Annotated in this window: 12 protein-coding genes and 1 riboswitch; of the genes, 11 read left to right on the plus strand and 1 reads right to left on the minus strand. The window is 41.0% G+C overall.

Going from position 1 to position 18,382, the window contains the following annotated elements:
- The 8 genes from FY557_RS07445 to pckA all read left to right on the plus strand — a co-directional run bounded on the left by FY557_RS07445 (nt 1) and on the right by pckA (nt 12,168).
- Nucleotides 1-1,551, plus strand: a complete 1,551-nt coding sequence (locus FY557_RS07445) for a RagB/SusD family nutrient uptake outer membrane protein (protein WP_149246656.1) — start codon at nt 1-3, stop codon at nt 1,549-1,551.
- Between the two features lie 14 nt (nt 1,552-1,565).
- Nucleotides 1,566-2,372 carry a DUF4843 domain-containing protein gene (locus tag FY557_RS07450; RefSeq protein WP_149246657.1) on the plus strand — a complete coding sequence of 269 codons (807 nt, stop codon included), beginning with the start codon at nt 1,566-1,568 and terminating at the stop codon, nt 2,370-2,372.
- Nucleotides 2,373-3,036: 664 nt separating this feature from the next.
- Nucleotides 3,037-4,968 (plus strand): putative porin, encoded by a 1,932-nt coding sequence (locus FY557_RS07455; RefSeq protein WP_149246658.1) that lies wholly within the window; start codon nt 3,037-3,039, stop codon nt 4,966-4,968.
- Nucleotides 4,969-4,980: 12 nt separating this feature from the next.
- Entirely contained in the window at nt 4,981-6,567 is a 1,587-nt protein-coding gene (gene bshC, locus FY557_RS07460; RefSeq protein ID WP_149246659.1) for a bacillithiol biosynthesis cysteine-adding enzyme BshC, read from the plus strand.
- 37 nt (nt 6,568-6,604) lie between these two features.
- On the plus strand, nt 6,605-8,551 hold the full coding sequence (locus tag FY557_RS07465) for a LysM peptidoglycan-binding domain-containing protein (protein ID WP_149246660.1): 1,947 nt from the start codon (nt 6,605-6,607) through the stop codon (nt 8,549-8,551).
- 74 nt (nt 8,552-8,625) lie between these two features.
- On the plus strand, nt 8,626-9,501 hold the full coding sequence (gene fabD / locus FY557_RS07470) for an ACP S-malonyltransferase (protein ID WP_149246661.1): 876 nt from the start codon (nt 8,626-8,628) through the stop codon (nt 9,499-9,501).
- Nucleotides 9,502-9,518: 17 nt separating this feature from the next.
- Nucleotides 9,519-10,421 (plus strand): GYDIA family GHMP kinase, encoded by a 903-nt coding sequence (locus FY557_RS07475; RefSeq protein WP_149246662.1) that lies wholly within the window; start codon nt 9,519-9,521, stop codon nt 10,419-10,421.
- Nucleotides 10,422-10,551: 130 nt separating this feature from the next.
- Nucleotides 10,552-12,168: a phosphoenolpyruvate carboxykinase (ATP) gene (pckA, locus tag FY557_RS07480; RefSeq protein ID WP_149246663.1), complete on the plus strand. Its 1,617-nt coding sequence runs from the start codon at nt 10,552-10,554 to the stop codon at nt 12,166-12,168.
- A 285-nt stretch (nt 12,169-12,453) separates the two neighbouring features.
- Here pckA and FY557_RS07485 read toward each other — a convergent pair whose 3' ends face one another.
- A complete protein-coding gene (locus tag FY557_RS07485) occupies nt 12,454-12,867 on the minus strand; it encodes a type II 3-dehydroquinate dehydratase (RefSeq protein ID WP_149246664.1) in 414 nt (137 codons plus the stop codon).
- Between the two features lie 226 nt (nt 12,868-13,093).
- Nucleotides 13,094-13,193, plus strand: a riboswitch (SAM riboswitch).
- 83 nt (nt 13,194-13,276) lie between these two features.
- On the opposite strand from FY557_RS07485, the gene FY557_RS07490 reads away from it, so the two are divergent.
- The 3 genes from FY557_RS07490 (at nt 13,277) to FY557_RS07500 (ending at nt 18,243) form a co-directional block, all read left to right on the plus strand.
- The gene (locus tag FY557_RS07490; protein ID WP_149246665.1) at nt 13,277-16,186 is read left to right on the plus strand and encodes a SusC/RagA family TonB-linked outer membrane protein; all 2,910 of its coding nucleotides are present in this window, start codon (nt 13,277-13,279) and stop codon (nt 16,184-16,186) included.
- 18 nt (nt 16,187-16,204) lie between these two features.
- Nucleotides 16,205-17,698: a RagB/SusD family nutrient uptake outer membrane protein gene (locus FY557_RS07495; protein ID WP_149246666.1), complete on the plus strand. Its 1,494-nt coding sequence runs from the start codon at nt 16,205-16,207 to the stop codon at nt 17,696-17,698.
- Between the two features lie 221 nt (nt 17,699-17,919).
- Entirely contained in the window at nt 17,920-18,243 is a 324-nt protein-coding gene (locus tag FY557_RS07500; RefSeq protein WP_149246667.1) for a DUF6660 family protein, read from the plus strand.
- The last annotated feature ends 139 nt before the right edge of the window (nt 18,244-18,382 follow it).

Below are 18,382 nucleotides of genomic sequence, written 5' to 3' on the forward strand. Positions count from 1 at the left end.
ATGAAAAAAATATTTTATATACTATCAGTATTTTTAGTGATGACGTCTTGTAATGATGCACTAGACATCGTTCAGGATGGTGAGATAAACGATCAGACAACAGCATTTCAAACGGTCAATGATATGAAGCTGTTTTTAAATGGAACCGTATATCCTTCAGTAGATCCATTGAATGAAATATCATTCACATCAATCTTTACTGATGAGGTGGGATACGGTCCTGCAGGGGTCAGTACAACCGATATCCAGACACATAGATGGGTTTTAAATTCAACTAATGGAGATGTTGCAGGAATTTGGGTGAGTAATTATAATATTATCAACAAAGTAAATATTTTATTGAATGGTAGTAAGCTGATTAATTACAATAATCTTAGTGATAGTGACAAAGCATTATATACTGCTATATTAGTTCATGCAAGAGCAGTGAGAGCTTATGCATATATAACTTTAGAATCTTACTTTTCAACGGATATGAAAGATCCTAATGCTTTAGGGGTAATGTTAAGTACTGAGCCGGCAAATATATTGAATACAAAATTACCGAGAGTGAAAAATTCTGATGTTTTTGCTTTAATTGAATCGGATTTACAGTATGCAATTACCAATTTTTCTACTACAAGCGTTTCAGCAGGAGGATCACTTTTGTTAGCACAACATTATTTGCAGAAACCTGCGCTCTATGCTATTGCAGCACGATATTATAACTATAGAGGTGATAATACCAATGCAAAACTAAATGCAACAACAGCTATTAATACCAGCGGTTTAAATCTACAACCTGCTAGCGCAGGAACTGGATATCTTACGATGTGGCAGGACACCACAAGGGGTGAAATTTTATGGTCTCTATCCAGACCTAATAGTGCTGTAGGTTCATGGTCAAATATTGCAGCCTTATTTACAACGAATTCTACAGATATTAACGGATCTGTAAACTTTGATATGAGTAGAAAACTCTATTCTTTAATCAATAATCAACTTCCGGGAGACGATATTAGAAAGGATGCCTTTGTTGATCCATCATCTATCTTTGATAATTTTTATCCTAATGGTCCGAATCCTAGGGAAGAAGATGTAATTGTCATTAACAAGTATCCAGGAAAAACACCTGCTAACGTTGCTGCTACTACTCAATTGAGAAATGATATCAAGATGTTCAGATTGTCTGAAATGTATTTCATTTTAGCTGAAACTGCCGTTCGTGAAGGTGATCTGGCGACTGCTGCTGCAAGAATCAGAACAATTAGAGGAAATAGATCTAAAGGAGGGTTGGCTGCAACAATTACCTATACTTCTCCTCAGCAGGCTTATGCTGATATTCTTTTAGAAAGAAGAAGAGAACTTTGTTTTGAAGGGCATCGTTATTTAGATTTAAAAAGAATGGGTGTAGCTGCAGGTGCAGGAGTGGACCGAGATAAATATGATGATGATAATCAGACACTGCCGTTAACGCTGCCTGCTAGTGATTACAGATTTACTTCGCTTCCTATTCCATTGGATGAGATTAATGCTAATCCTAATGTTCAACAAAACCCTGGTTATAATTAATTTTAACAAAACTTATGAAAAAAATAGCATTTTTAATATTAGTCTCTTTTATCTTCTTGCTTAACAGTTGTAAAGATGAGGCAGAGGTATATGATGGTCAACCATTCCTGCATTTCAATAAAGGTACGAGCGGGGAGGCTGTTGTGAAACAAGGAACTGGATCTACAACGGTAAATATCGATTTTGGTACTATTCAGTCACTATCAGGCGCAGCTCAAGTGAAACTGGTGGTAGATAAAACTGTTTCTACAGCTGTAGAAGGAACAGATTTTCAGATTTTAACTCCTGAAGTTACAGTAAATGCAGGTCAGATCAGTGGTCAGTTTCAAGTTAAGCTTCTTGAAGCTACTGCAACTGTTGAGCCTAAAGTAATCGTATTTAAATTGCAGTCTGGAACGATTCCGAATGCTACTTTTGACCAGACTTATATTTTAAGATATACAAAGTCCTGTTTGTTTAGCATAACTCCTTTTTCCGGAACCTATACAGTTGTAACTGATACTTGGGCAGATTATAACCCAGGAGATACAGTTGTCCTGCAACAGGGGCCACTACCTAACCAATTTAAAATACTGGCTAGCAACAACCCATATATTTCTAACTTTAGTACGGCATACATGCTTGTAACTGTTAATACTGACGGGGAAATCACAGTAGCATCAAACGAAGCATTTAATTATGGTGGTTCAACTGGGGCTTTAGGTATAAGTGGAAGTGGAACAGTTAATTTCTGTACTGGTGCTATCAATATCGATGATCTTGATTTTTCAGGACCTGGTGGATCTTCACTTAATAATAAATTTACTTTAGTTAAAAACTAAATTTAATTCATTATAATATAATCCGTTTCACAACCATGTGAGGCGGATTTTTTATTAATATATTTGCTGATGTAAAAGAATGATTTAGTAATTGCTGAAAATGGGGATCACAATTCGTAGCAATTAACTTTACATCATGCAACAATGATTAAACTCTTAATGATTTTATCTGTAAATAATGCATTCATAAATGTTCAGAATTCAAAAAGATTTGTAAATACTAATTAACATAAGTTCGATTTCAGAAACAAAAAAGACTAAATAATAGCGAAAAGCTTTATCTCTGATCCGTTATAGTGAACAACTAGCGAAAATTTGAGTGTTTTTGCAGCGCAGTGGGTAAATGTATTAAAAACTTGAAATGCGACATTCAATTGATAGTTCAGAAGCTTCTCGATACGATTTTTCAGATTGTTAGAAGTGGCGTTGGTTAGAATATAAGAGATGTTTTCATTAATAGTAATTCTGTTTTTTAAATCCTAAGTTGTTCGAATTTGTTTTTTAGTGAAATGAAATGTGTTCAAATAATATATTGAAATCACAATAAATTAAACTAATTAATTTATTGTATCCTGTATCTAAAAGTACCGGGTTTTTATTCCCCATTATTTCTTATTTTTGCCTTACAAAATTTGCACTTGCATTTTTGTATAAAAATCAACACATGAAGTATATACTTTCAATAATACTCTTCTTCAGCTTTACAGTAAGTGCTCAGGTCAGAAACAAAACCGATTCCAACCAGCTTCCGAAAGAAGATACCCTGGTGGTGGATTCGGGAAAGAAGGACTCCCTGAAAATATTTAAACCGACAATTAACGATTATCTGTACCAGAAGCAATTTTCAGAGAAAAAGGTTTTTGATACCGTAATGACTTACGACAAAACCTATATTTTTTCCCAGTATAACAACCGCGACAACTTCGGAAGGGTACAGGTAGCCAACATCGGGGCGGGATTCAACCTGTTGACGTATGAAGTCATTCCGGAACAGAATCTGGCTGTGCTGCCAACCAACAAATCGTATTGGATTCTTGGCGCTGACGATATCAATTATTACGACGTCAAAACACCGACGGCCACCTTTATTTACCACAACGCGATGAAGAACGGAGCGGCTTTAAAGTCCATGTATACCCAGAATATCGGAAAACGGTTCAACTTTTCTTTAGAGTACAGCGGACTGCGTTCCCAGGGTATGTACAGAAACTCGCTGGCTTCTAACAACAATACCTTGTTCACAGGGCATTACGTTTCAAAGAAAGGAAATTATGAATTATTTGCGCATTACCTGCACCAGAATGTCAATAACCAGGAAAATGGAGGCATTGCTGTAGACAGCCTGTTCCAGCAGGGTGACAGCAATTCAAGGAACCGCCAGAACATGCAGGTAAACCTCGCCGCATCAAGTTCACAGTTTTCCTACAGGAGATATTATCTGACGCATCAGTTTGCACCGTTCAACTCAGAAAAAATTCCTTTTAAGATAAGACATACCATTTCTCATCAGGGAAATAAATATTACTACAGCCAGAATGCACCGGAGGCTTATTGGTACGATGTTCCACAGCAGCTGGTGCCTGATGCGCCGCTGAGCTCGAGAAAGTATTCAGATAATTTAAGCAATACCGTAAGCCTGGTTTGGGATAATGAGAAACTTAAGCTTGACGCAGGGATCCGGTATCAGATGCTGAAATTCGGAGCCACGGCAATCAATTTACCGGTATTGCAGATTCCGACTGAGATCAAGGAAAGCCGGCTCGGAGCAGTAGGAAATTTACAGGTTAAGCTTTTCAATAAAATCCAGCTGAATTCATTCCTGGAATTTTCAAACGGAAGTCAGTTCGGCACTTATCTGAAAACTACCAACAACTTAAAGTTTGAACCGGTAAAAGATTACTTTGTCAATGCCAAGGTGAATTTCCAGAGTGCATATCCGTCATTCAACTACATCCTGAATACTTCCATTTACAACAATTACAATTATTACCTTCAGAATGCCCAGAATCAGACGGTTTCGGAAATCGGAGGGAGCTTGGGGTTAAAGTGGTTCAGAACGGAACTTTTTGCCAATTATTACAGAATCGACAATTATACCTATTTCGACTCGAATGCAATGCCGCAGCAAAGCGAAAGCCCGGTGAATATTTCGCAGATCGGGGGTGATGCTACATTCAGCTATGGAGATTTCCATCTCAATACAAGGCTGCAGTTCCAGAATGTTCTGACCAATAAAGACCTTTTGCCGCTGCCGGAATTCATCGGCCGCGCCAATTTCTTTTATCAGACCAAAGCATTTAAAAAAGCAGCAGAGATTCAGACCGGGATCAAGGTATATTATTTCTCGAAGTTTGCCTCAAGAAGGTATTTCCCGATCCTCAACGAATATATCCTTCCGGATGCCAATTCATTTTCCATCGGGGGACAGCCGATTGCCGATATTTATTTCAATATGAAAGTGAAAAAAATGTTTTTCTTTATCGAAGGGCAGCAGGTCGGGACTTTCCTTTCACATAACAAAGCCTATGCATTTCCAAGTTATCCTGTATACGATTTCAGGCTGAATCTTGGGATTGTATGGTATTTGTTCAACTAAAATTTTACAGCGTTGAAAACGATTAATAAAATATCTTTTCAGGATATAGAAAGCATTCCTCAGTTGGTAAAGGATTTTCTGAATCACAACATTGAGGGTTTTGAAGAACACACTTTTTCTTTGGATCATTTCAGAAAACAGATTCATAAAAAGCAAAATTCTTTTACGGAAGAGCAAAGACATATTTTAGCGGATGCTTTGGAAAAACAGCTTACGCAACTTGAACTTTCATCGAAGCAGAAGGAGAATTTAAGCAATCTCAGACTTTCAAATACATTTACAATCACGACCGGGCATCAGCTCAACCTTTTTTCCGGACCTGTTTTCTTTGTATATAAAATTCTGCAGACCATTAAAACCTGTTCTTATCTAAGACAGAGCTTTCCGGATTTTAATTTTGTTCCGGTCTATTGGATGGCTTCTGAAGATCATGATTTTGCGGAAATCAACCATTTTAAAACCGAGTCCGGTTTTTATGAGACCAATGAAAAGTCTGGGGGGGCGGTCGGAAGAATTACCGTCAACGATACCTTTTTCATTTCTGAATTTGAGAAAGAATTTAAAGACTGTGTTTTTGGAACCGAGCTGATCTTAATGCTGAAAGAAGCCTATAAACCCGGGAATACTTTAACGGAAGCCATCAGGATCTTAGTTAATAGGTTGTTCTCGGAATTCGGATTGCTGATCTTGGACGGAGATTCGAAAGAGCTGAAAGCGCAGATTAAAGAAACCTTTAAAGATGAGCTTCTGAATTTCAGTTTATATAAGAACTCTGAAGACAAAGTAAATTTCCTTACGGAGAAATACGGGAAAGTTCAGGTCAACCCGCGTGAAATTAATTTATTTTACCTTTCAGAAACCAGGGACCGGATCGATTTCGATGGTAAAAAATACATTATTGTAGATAAAAACACTTCTTTTACGGAAGAAGAAATTATAAATGAACTGAATAATCACCCTGAAAAATTCAGCCCGAATGCATTGATGCGCCCGGTATACCAGGAAACCATTTTGCCGAACCTGGCGTATATCGGGGGAAATGCCGAAATCATGTATTGGCTGGAACTGAAAGACTACTTTTCAAAAATTAATATTCCGTTTCCTGTTCTGATTCCCCGGAACTCTATGTTGTTTTTAAAGGAGAAAACGATAGGGAAAATCGAAAGGCTAAACTTGAAAATTGAAGATTTTTTCAGGAATTTCGCTGCCGTTAGCAACAATAAAATACTGGAAAACAATGCCATTCTTGAAGCACTGGAGCAAAAGGAAACCCTATTGCTCACCCAGTTTTCGGAATTAAGAGCCATGGCGGAAACAACTGAGAAGTCTTTCGGCAATATGGTAAAAGCGGAAGAAGTACGGCAGCTGAAATCCTTTAAAAGAATGAAGAAACGGCTGCTCCATGCCGAAAAAATAAAAAAAAGCGAACTGCTCGAAAGATTGGAGAACTTATTTCTGGAAGTAAATCCTGCAGGCAACTGGCAGGAAAGGGTGTATAACTTCAGTGTCTTCTTTGCAGATCACGGCTATTCTTGGCTGGAAACTTGTTTAGAAGAAATGCAAATTGAGGAGTCCAAACTAATAATAGTTGCCATTTAATTTTAAAGAAGTATTTTTGTACCTATAATCACCGAATATGATAAAGAGGTTTTTTATACTATCCAGTTTATGTATGGTTTTGGGTGTCTCTGCCCAAAGATCGCATACCGTTGTGAAAGGCGATACGCCTTACAACATTGCAAAAAAATACGGACTTACGGTAGATGAACTATTGAAGATGAATCCGGCTGTGAAAGACGGAAAGCTGGCTTTGGGAGAGGTTTTAACCGTTAAAAATGATAAAACGGCCGCTGCTGCTCCGAAAATGGCAGCTCCTTCAAGACAGGCGGGCAATACGCAGACCGGCAGGATCATCCTTCAGCCGAAACAGACCATCTACGGAATTACAAAACAATACAGAATTTCGGAAACCGATCTTCGGAAGCTGAATCCGGAGCTGGATTCCAATATGAAAATCGGAGATGAAGTAATTCTTCCTCTTGAAAGCATAAAAAAATACGGCGGAACCCAGCAAAATACAGCGGTTGCTGTCTCAACACCGGCAACGCCTGTGGAAACGGTTGCTGAAATACCTGCTGTTGCTGCTTCGGAAGGCGAATATACTGTTCAGCCGAAAGACAATTATTACAGGATTTCAAAACAGTTCAACATTTCCAAAGAAGAATTGTTTGCGTTAAATCCGGGATTGGAAGAACGCGGGTTAAAACCGGGTGAAGCAATCAAAGTAAAAAAAGCAGGGAACAGAAGTACCGGTGCTGATGTCTTTGAAGAAAACACCAATCCGAAGGCAAAAGTTGATACCGGAAACGAAGAATCATCATCTGCTACAGTTACTGCGGAAGCTGATGATTATGTAACCTATACCGTTCAGCAGGGAGATACCGTCTTTTCCATCGTGAATAAGTTCGGAATTACCATTGATGAGCTGATTGCCCTGAATCCGGAACTTTCCAAAGGATTGAAATCCGGAATGGTATTAAAAATAAAAAAGCTGGATCCGGCCTATGTGAAGAAAAGCGGTGACGCACTGAGCGTAGTCATGATGCTGCCTTTCGGATATAGTACAGGCGAAACCCAATACCGTGCTATGGCGCTGGATTTCCTTACGGGAGCAAAGCTTGCCATTGAAAGAAATGCCACCAACGGGCAAAAACTGGATATTAAGATCGTCGATTCGGGAAATGAAGCGTCATTCAAGAATTCACTTACCCAGATCAATCCGAATAACACGGATCTGATCATCGGCCCGTTCTTCAAATCGAATGTAGTGGATGTTCTGGAATTTACGAAAAACCAGAAAATCCCGATTGTTGCTCCGTTTGCCAATTCTCCGGAATTATATAACTACAGCAACCTGATTATTGTGGAAACCAACGATCAGACCTATGCCGATAAAATTGTGGATGAAGTAAAATCCACCTTTTCCGACCAGAAAATATATATCGTTGCCGATGCCAAGAAAGAAAATGCCAATTACATCAAAGCCGGGCTTGAAAAAACGCTGAAAAATCCAAATATTACCATCGTTAATACTCCGGCGGATATCCAGCTGGATAAAAACATGATGACTGGCCAATCAGCTCCGGTGATTGCAATTCTATCAAATGATACCGATGCTGCTGCTGAAGGGTTTGCCAATAGGGTAATTGCTTTATCTAAAGAAGTACAGGGTGTAAAGGCATTCAGTATGTATTACGCGCCGGTATTTGAGAAAAAAGCAGATGATCTCAGCCAGGCCCACCTGGTATATCTGATGGACCGGAAGATCAATACTGAAGGCAGCTTCGAGAAAGAAATTCTTGCTGCCTATAAAAACAAATACTGCAAGACGCCTCCAAAATTTGCCATTGTAGGTTTCGATATCGTCAACGATATGCTGACCCGGGAAAACAGAAAAGGAGAAATCTTCAGGCAGATGAATAAAGTGCAGACTCAGCTGGCAACAAAGTTCGAGTTTGTAAAAGCCAAAGCAAACGGAGCGTACGTAAATACGGGCTACCGGGTGATCAGATTACTTCCGTAAAATGATGATTTGAATCGCTTTTAAAGAATATTTTTAACATTATAGTTATATTTGCATAATATTTAAATTAATACATGAAAGCACTTGTATTTCCAGGTCAGGGTTCTCAGTTCGTAGGAATGGGGAAGGAGCTGTATGATTCCAGAAAAGACATCAAGGATCTGATGGAATCGGCCAATGAAATTTTAGGGTTTGATATCCTTTCGATCATGTTCAGCGGAACGGATGAAGATCTTAAAAAAACCGAGGTTACCCAACCTTCAATTTTTATACATTCCGTTGCTGCGCTGAAAGCCGTAAACGGTTTGGGCGCTGAAATGGTAGCGGGACATTCTTTAGGAGAATTTTCAGCATTGGTGGCCAACGGCGTCCTGTCTTTCAGTGACGGGCTGAAGCTGGTTTCCGAAAGAGCAAAAGCAATGCAGGCTGCTTGTGATGCCAATCCGAGCTCTATGGCCGCAATTCTAGGATTGGAAGATGCTAAAGTTGAAGAAATATGTGCACAGATTAGCGGGATTGTAGTACCTGCCAATTACAACTGTCCGGGGCAGCTGGTAATTTCGGGTGAAACATCTGCCGTGGAAGAGGCTTGCACAAAACTGAAAGAAGCCGGTGCTAAAAGAGCTTTGGTACTGCCTGTAAACGGGGCATTTCATTCGCCATTGATGCAGCCTGCACAGGAAAGGCTGGCTGCAGCCATTGAGCAGACGAAATTTAGAAAAGCAATGATTCCGGTGTATCAGAATATTACCACAACAGCAGTTTCCGATCCGGAAGAAATCAAGAAAAATCTGATTGCCCAACTTACGGGACCTGTAAAATGGACACAATCCGTACAGAATATGATTAAAGACGGGACTACAAAATTTGTAGAAGTAGGACCGGGAAAAACGCTACAGGGGCTTATCAAGAAAATTGATGCTTCCGTAGATATGGCTTCTGCCATCTAAAATTAATTGAAAAAATCATGGGCGAGATATTTTCACCGGGAAAGCTGATGCTTACTTCAGAATATTTCGCAATGGACGGAGCTCTTGTCTTAGCCGTACCAACCCGGCTGGGACAAGAGTTTTCTTTTGAAGAAAAGCCGGACGGACATTCCCTTATCTTCTGGCAGGCCTTTCATCAGGGCAAATTATGGCTGAAAGCAGTCATCTGTTACCAAAGCTGGCGGGTTTTGGAAACCAATATCCCTTCAAGCGCTAAGTTTATTTTAAAAACCTTAAAAAATGTTCAGGCGCTCTCTTCTGTTAAATTCAAACATAATCTTTCCTATCATTTAACCACCAACCTTCAGTTTCCGGCCGACTATGGCTTAGGCAGCAGTTCTACCCTAATGACCAATCTTGCACAATGGGCAGAGATCGATCCGTTCCATTTAAATAAGATAAGCCTTGGGGGAAGCGGATACGATATTGCTGTAGCAAAAGAGAAATCGGCAGTTCTTTACCAGAGCGTTCCTGAGATTAAATATGAGAAGGTAAATTTCGACCCTTCCTTTAAAAATCAGCTGATCTTTATTCACCTCAATCAGAAACAGGACAGCCGGGAAGGAATTGCTTTTTACCGTTCAAAAAATAAGTCTCAAAAGCACGTTGATGGATTTTCGGATCTTACAAGAAATATTTTACTATGTAACGAATTGGAAAATTTTTCAAGGTTAATGTTAATTCATGAGCAAAAAATTTCGGATTTCCTTGAAATTCCCACAGTTAAAGCTCGTTTTTTTGCGGATTGCCCTGTTTTTGTTAAAAGTCTGGGGGCATGGGGCGGAGATTTTGTAATGAGTGCAAAATTTGACGGCTTTAAGGACTATTTTTGGGGAAAAGGTTTTAACACAATTTTCAACTATTCCGATTTAGTTTATTGATATTCAGTTGTTTATAAACTTGTTTTTTTATTTGTCATTCTGACTTATATCATTATATTTAAACCACTTTTAACAATTAATTAATATTAATTTTGTTAGACTCCAAAAAAGAAATAGAAATATAAGTAAAATGAAAAACACTAAAATCATCCGGGATTTAGAAAAATTAGGGATTAAGGGAAACTTTGAAGTTGTGTACAATCCGTCGTACGAGGAATTGTATCAGGCTGAAATTTCTCCTGAGAACCAGGGCTTTGAAAAAGCTGAGCTTACGGAATCTGGTGCCGTATCAGTAAAAACAGGGATTTTCACAGGTCGTTCACCTAAAGACAGGTATATAGTTCAGGATGATGTTACGAGAGAAACTATTTTCTGGGACGGTAAAGTAAACCTGCCGACGACACCGGAAACTTTCAGCTCTTGTAAAGAATTAGTGCTGAACCAGCTTTCTGATGCTAAGAAAATCTATGTTGTAGATTCATTCTGCGGAACCAATGCCGATACCAGATTAAAAGTGCGATTTATTGTTGAGGTGGCCTGGCAGGCACACTTCGTGACGAATATGTTCATCCGTCCTTCTCACTACGAGCTTGAAAACTTCGGCGAGCCGGATTTTACGGTAATTAACGGTTCCAAAACCACCAACCCGAACTGGAAAGAGCAGGAACTGAATTCTGAAAACTTTGTGATGTTCAACCTGACGGAAAAGCTTCAGATCATCGGCGGTACCTGGTACGGCGGCGAGATGAAAAAAGGAATGTTCGCGATGATGAATTATTACCTGCCGTTAAAAGGCATGGCTTCCATGCACTGTTCCGCCAATGTAGGCGAAGAAGGGGATGTTGCCCTTTTCTTCGGTCTCTCAGGAACCGGAAAAACGACCTTGTCTGCAGATCCGAAAAGATACCTGATCGGTGACGATGAGCACGGTTGGGACAACAACGGTGTATTCAACTACGAAGGAGGGTGCTATGCCAAAGTAATTGACCTTTCCGCAGAAAAAGAACCGGATATCTTCAGGGCCATCAAAAGAGACGCGCTTCTTGAAAACGTTGTCGTAAACAACGGGGTTTCCGATTATACCGACGGGTCCATCACTGAAAATACAAGGGTTTCCTATCCGATTTACCATATCAATAAAATCGTATTGCCTTCAAAAGCGGGGCATGCGAAAAAAATCGTTTACCTTTCTGCCGATGCATTTGGCGTACTGCCTCCGGTTTCCATACTGAATGAAGACCAGGCACAATACCATTTCCTTTGCGGGTATACCTCAAAATTAGCCGGAACGGAAAGGGGAATCACTGAGCCGGAACCATCTTTCTCACCGGCGTTCGGGGAAGCTTTTCTTACATTGCATCCGACCATGTATTCCAAAACCCTGATCGGAAAAATGAAAGAGCACGGCGCAAAAGCCTATCTGGTAAACACCGGTTGGAACGGTACCGGCAAGAGAATCTCTTTAAAGGATACCCGCGCCATCATTGATGCCATTATCGACGGTTCTATCGAAAATGCTCCGAAAACAAGAATCCCGATCATGAACCTTGAAGTTCCTACCGCATTGCCTAATGTTTCCGAAGGCATCTTGGATCCTAGAAATACCTACAGCAATGCAGGAGAGTGGGAAGAAAAAGCAAGAGACCTTGCTGCCAAGTACATCAAAAACTTCGAGCAGTACTGCAACACCGAAGAAGGGAAGAAGCTAATTCCTTCAGGTCCGCAGTTACAGACGCAGAACCACTAATTAAAATACAGAATCCTCAGCAACAAAATGCTGAGGATTTTTTTTAATTCTTATATACGACAATCCGGTAGCTGAGGGCCTTGAAGCAACATTATCTCTGCTTACATCTAACCGAAAAATTTCACCACAAAAGTTTTTAAAAAATCTTAGATTTTTTAATCTCATGTGTTCTGAAATATTTTCAAACTATTAAAATTCTCTCTGTGACTTATGTGTTAAGATGAAATCGCAATCATATATCCGTGAAAATCTGTGCCATCCGTGAGAAAATAAATCTACAATTAACTAAGCAGATATCAGGCTCAACACCGCCAACCGATATCCGGCCATTCCGAACCCCGATAACACTGCGTCCGTATTGGCCGCCGTCACCGACTTCTGTCGGAACTCTTCCCTTTTGTAAATATTGCTGATGTGAACCTCTACTTTTGGTTTACTGATATTCTTCAAACAATCCGCAATTGCATAGGAATAATGCGTATATGCACCGGGATTGATGACCAATGCATCAAATTCATCCTTCTGAAGGCAATTGATAATTTCCCCTTCGATATTCGACTGGTAATACTCGAGTTCCACAGAAGAAAATTCGGATCTTAAAGTATCCAGATAGTCCTCCATAGAAACGGTTCCGTAAATTTCCGGCTCTCTTGTTCCCAGCAGATTAAGGTTCGGGCCGTTGATGATTAGAATTTTCATCCTGTAAAATTAATAAGTTTTTTGGATCAGGAACTTAAAATTTAGAACATCAGATTGATGATTGCATAATGTTTAATGATATTTCTCATATTTGAAAATTTAACATTTTTTGTAATGTCTTGTATTTGTTGTTTTTAAAATAAAATTATGTTAATTTTTATAAAATTTATACGGGTAATTTTAAAGTCTACTTGTTTTGTAGACTTTTTGTTTTTAGATTTGCAACGGCTTATAAAGAAAGATGGAGGGAACTGACCCGATGAAATCTTAACAACCTGCATATGGTAAGGTGTTACATTCAGCCTTGAAAAAAGGAAAGATAAGCAATAGGTTAATCATGATCAATGGTCCTCTTTGCTGTCTTTTCTATAAAATTTAAAAATTAAATTAACAGTAAAGAAAATAGATTATGATTAACAAAGATTTAATCGGTCTTAAAGCTTTGGTTCCTCCGGTAGCTGCATTTTTCTTCGGGATAGTGCACGTTCAGGGGCAGGAGATCAAAAAAGACACCCTTCATGAGAAGGAGATTGATGAAGTGGTAGTGGTGGCTTACGGAAAAGCGAAGAAAAACAGTTATACCGGTTCGGTAGCAACCATTTCCAGCGAAAAAATCAACAACAGGCCGGTTACCAATATTACAAAAGCGCTGGAAGGCCAGGTTCCGGGACTTCAGGCGGTCAGTGCTTCGGGTCAGCCGGGTTCCACTGCTTCCATCCGGATTAGGGGAATCGGTTCGGTAAGCGCATCGAGCAATCCGCTGTTTGTAGTAGACGGGATTCCTTTCGACGGAAACATCAATTCCATCAGCCCAAATGACATTGAATCGATCAGCGTTCTGAAAGACGCGACGGCAAGTTCGTTATACGGTTCCAGGGGAGCAAACGGAGTGATTATTGTTACCACAAAATCCGGTAAAAAAGGCGAAGCCAGAATAAACTTTAATATAAGCCAGGGGTTTTCAGGCAGAGCAGTAAAGGATTATGCACAGGTAACAACGGATCAGTATTTCCAGCTGTATTGGGAAGCGTTGAGGAACGGCTATCAGTCCGGACAGATCTCCGGTCAGCAGGCTGCGCAGATGGCAACGGACAATCTGGTGAATGCTTTAGGAATCAATCCTTACGGGACACAGTATGAAAAACCTGTGGGAACAGACGGAAGGCTTTTGCCGGGTGCTACCGCTTTATGGAATGACAACTGGAAGGACATCCTGCAGCGGGTGGCATCCAGAAACCAGGCCGATCTGGATTTCAGCGGTGGAAATGAAAAGAGCAATTACTTTTTCTCTCTGGGCTACCTGGATGACAAAGGAATTGCCATCGAATCCGGTTTCAGGAAATACAGTACACGGCTAAAGCTCACTTCTGAAGTAAAAAAATGGCTGAATGTCGGGGCTAACCTGGCATACACGAACAGCCTTCAGCAGGCGCCGCCATCCTCTGATTCCAGAACCGATAATGTCATCAATGCAGCCCGGATCATCCCTTCGTTCTACCCTTATTACGAAAGGAATGCTGACGGAAGCTACAGGCTGGATTCCAATGGGAACTATCTCTACGACTTTGGAAAATACAGGCCGACCAGCGCATTGCAGAATGAAAATGCCGCCGCAACGCTCCCACTGGATAAAAATGAAAACCGGGAAGATAACTTTTCCGGAAAAGGATTTGCCGAATTTACCTTTTTACCCGAACTTAAATTTAGGTCCAGTTTCTCTATTGATCTCGTGAATTACAATGGACATTACTATACGAATCCTTTGCTGGGCGAAGGCTCAGAGATCGGCGGTTCGGTTACCAAGACCAATTCCAGGACCTTATCTTATACCACCAGCAATATTTTAAACTACGATAAAAAATTCGGGCAGCACCACATCAATATTCTGGGCGGTCAGGAATTTTACCATTACGAATACCAGACGATTTCGGGAAACAGGAGCCAGTTTTCATTGCCGTATTATTATGAGCCGGATGCTGCTGCTTTACTGGGAGGCTTTACGGGAAACAGCGATCAGCTCGGACTGCTGAGTTTCCTGGGAAAAGCGGAATATGATTTTAAAAATAAATACTTCATCTCCGGATCCGTAAGGGCTGATGGCTCTTCAAGGTTCGCTCCCGAAAACAGATGGGGAACCTTCTGGTCTGCCGGTGCCTCATGGAAAGCTTCCAATGAAGATTTCATCAGAAACCTCAACGTTTTTAACCAGCTGACCCTCCGGGCAAGCTACGGCGGACAGGGAAATGACAAACTGAATACCTACTACGCTTACCAGAGCCTGTATACCTTTTACAACAACCTGGGAGAAGGTGGAACCGTGGCCGGCAGATTGCCGACTCCGGACCTGAAATGGGAAACCAATCTTAACTTTAATGCAGGCCTTGAATTTTCAATTTTAAACAACAGGATCAAAGGAAATGTGGAATATTTCCAGCGGAAAAGTAAAGACCTCCTATTCGGGATGCCGCTGGCGCCGTCATTAGGATTCAGCGAATACCAGGCGAATATCGGCGAGCTTAAAAATACGGGTTTCGAATTTTCCCTGTTTACGACACCGGTTAAAACCAAAAATTTCGAATGGAACGTGGACGTAAACCTGAGTACCCTGAAAAATGAAATCACCAGGCTCCCGAAAGGATCGGTAGTTACCGGTACCAAATTATTACAGGTCGGAGGCTCCGTTTATGATTTCTTTATCCCCGAATGGGTGGGCGTAGATCCGTCAAACGGAAAACCTCTCTGGAAAACGATCGCAACAGATGCCGGCGGCAATACCGTGGAAGGAACAACTTCGGAATATGCAAAAGCAACAAAAACGTTACAGGGCTCATCGCTTCCTAAAGTAATAGGCGGATTTACGACCAGCCTGGCGTATAAAAACTTTGATTTTTCAACACTGGTGTCATTTGCTATCGGCGGTAAAATCCTGGATACCGATTATACCATGCTGATGCATAACGGAAGTTCTGCGGGAAGGGCGTGGAGCGCGGAAATGCTCAACCGGTGGACACCTGAAAATCGGTATACCGACGTTCCCGGCTTAAGCACCACCACCAACAACTGGACTTCAGCATCCTCCCGGTTTTTATATTCCGGTACTTATGCCAGAGTGAAAAATGTAAGCCTCGGATATACTTTGCCGTCGGATTATTTTGAAAAAATAGGATTGAAGAAATTCAGGATCTACATCCAGGCGGAAAATCTCCTGACCTTCTATAAACACAAAGGAATGGATCCAGAGCAAACCCTAGACGGAACCACCTATTACCGGTATCCGGCGATGAAAACGGTAACATTCGGCCTGCAGGCAACCCTTTAATATTTAAAATTGAAAACAATGAAAAAACTGAAATATCTGTCTTTACTGATCATCACTGCTTTGTCTTTTACAGGCTGTGAAAGCGAACTGGAAACGGCACCTACCAATCAGGCCAATGAGGAAGAAGTCTTCAAGACAGCGGAAAGCGCGGAAACAGTTATCAACGGGACCTGGGCCAAATTTAATGATGACGGGCCTACTTATGCCAACATCGGGTATTCGACCGTGTTGAGGACCAGCGATGCCATGGGAAGCGATGTTGCCGTATTAACCAACAAATATGGTTTCCCAGGAGCCTATGCTTTTACCGATCTGGTGAACAATACCGGAAGCCGGCCGCTGTTCATCTGGAGCCTATTGTACTCTACGATCAATAACATGAATAATGTACTCGCTAAAATTGATGCAGCGGAAGGAAGCCCAGAAAAGAAAAACCAGGTAAAAGGCCAGGCCAAAGCATTACGGGCTTTCTGTTACCTGAACCTCGCAAGCTTTTACCAGTTCAGCTACCTTAAGGATAAAACAGCCTTGACGGCTCCGGTCTATACCGAACCTACGACAACCGCTTCTGTGGGAAAGAAAAAAGCGAGCCTGGAAGAGATCTATACGCTGATCAAAAGCGATTTAACGGATGCCGACCAGCTGCTTCAGCAATATTCGAGGAATAACAAAGATAAAATAGACCGGTCGGTAGTCAATGGTCTTTTGGCAAGGGTTTACCTGAATACCGGCGACTGGACGCAAGCTGCTGCCTCCGCAAAGCTGGCAAGAAACGGATATGCCCTGATGACCGCTGAAAAATACAGACAGGGCTTCAATGATATCAGCAACGGGGAATGGATCTGGGGACACGGCCAGACCCAGGAGCAGTCGGGAGAAAGTTATGCGTTCCACTTCCTGGATGTTTCCTCATCGGGAAGCTATTACTACAGCTTTATGGCTGATCCGTATTTCAAGAACCTGTTTGATACCAATGACATCCGTTATTCTCTATTTTCATGGGATGGAAATCCGGGCAGGGAAGGATTGCTGAGATATGCCAAATTTAAATTCAAAGCCAACCTGATTGCCGATATCGTCTATATGAGGGCAGCTGAAATGTACCTGATTGAAGCGGAAGCGGAGGCCAGAAACGGAAATGTAGCCAATGCAATCACTGTTCTGAACCAGCTTAAAGCAACCAGAAATGCAAATCTTTATAATGGATCTCCGGCCCAGAATGACGTGATTAAAGAAGTTCTTATTGAAAGAAGGAAAGAACTCTTCGGGGAAGGATTTGCTTTGTCCGACATCATCCGGACCCAGGGAACCGTGGTAAGAAAACCTTATACCGATGCAGCCGGACAGGCCATTAAAGTGCAGGTAACCACTCCGGACGGAACGGTAAAAACCGTCAACGGAAGGGGGCACAGCATTTTTGCTTTCCCTGACCAATCAGCATTTGTTCCCAACAGCAGATATTACCTGTTCTCAATCCCGCAGAAGGAAATAGAGAACAATCCGAATCTGTAATTTTATAAAACTGAAGAAAAGCCGTTGTGTATTGCAGCGGCTTTTTATTTATCGTTAATTCAGCGGTATTTAGTTTTATATAAATTTAACTGATAAAGATGCAATTGATCATTAAAATCCCGGCTTCCTTCTTACCGCCGGCTGATCCGATTTATTGTCCGTGCTTAGGTTATTTAAAAAGGAAAGATCAACATGAAGTAAAAATACCTACCTTTGTTGAAATGAACCTCTTTCGATTCTTATTAGCGTTCTATTTCATAGCGTTGTCAATGATGCCGTGTGAAGACGTGCACAAAGAATCCGGTTCCGCGCAGGCACCGCTTTCTTTCATAGCTGATGATTCCCATTCGAAAGACAAAGGAGATATCTGTTCCCCTTTATGCACCTGCAATTGTTGCCAGATCACGGTAGCTGCTTTTAAGATGAATGCTTTGCTGGAGACACCGGTGAATGTCCAGTCTTATTTTTCAAAGAAAATCCTTTTTCGTACGAATGATTTCGCCTACCAAGTGTATGACCATATCTGGCAGCCGCCTAAGATCTAACCCTTCTGATTTTTAAAATTCCTGAAACTTTGCAATTCCGTTGCAGGGTTCCACAGGTTATTCTTACAGCTGTCATTTTCAAATGTCAGCCTATCTCTATTTTTCAACTTATGACTGTCTTTTTTTAGCAGGCATGCTG

The sequence above is a fragment of the Chryseobacterium sp. SN22 genome (genome assembly GCF_008329705.1).
Classification (GTDB): domain Bacteria; phylum Bacteroidota; class Bacteroidia; order Flavobacteriales; family Weeksellaceae; genus Chryseobacterium.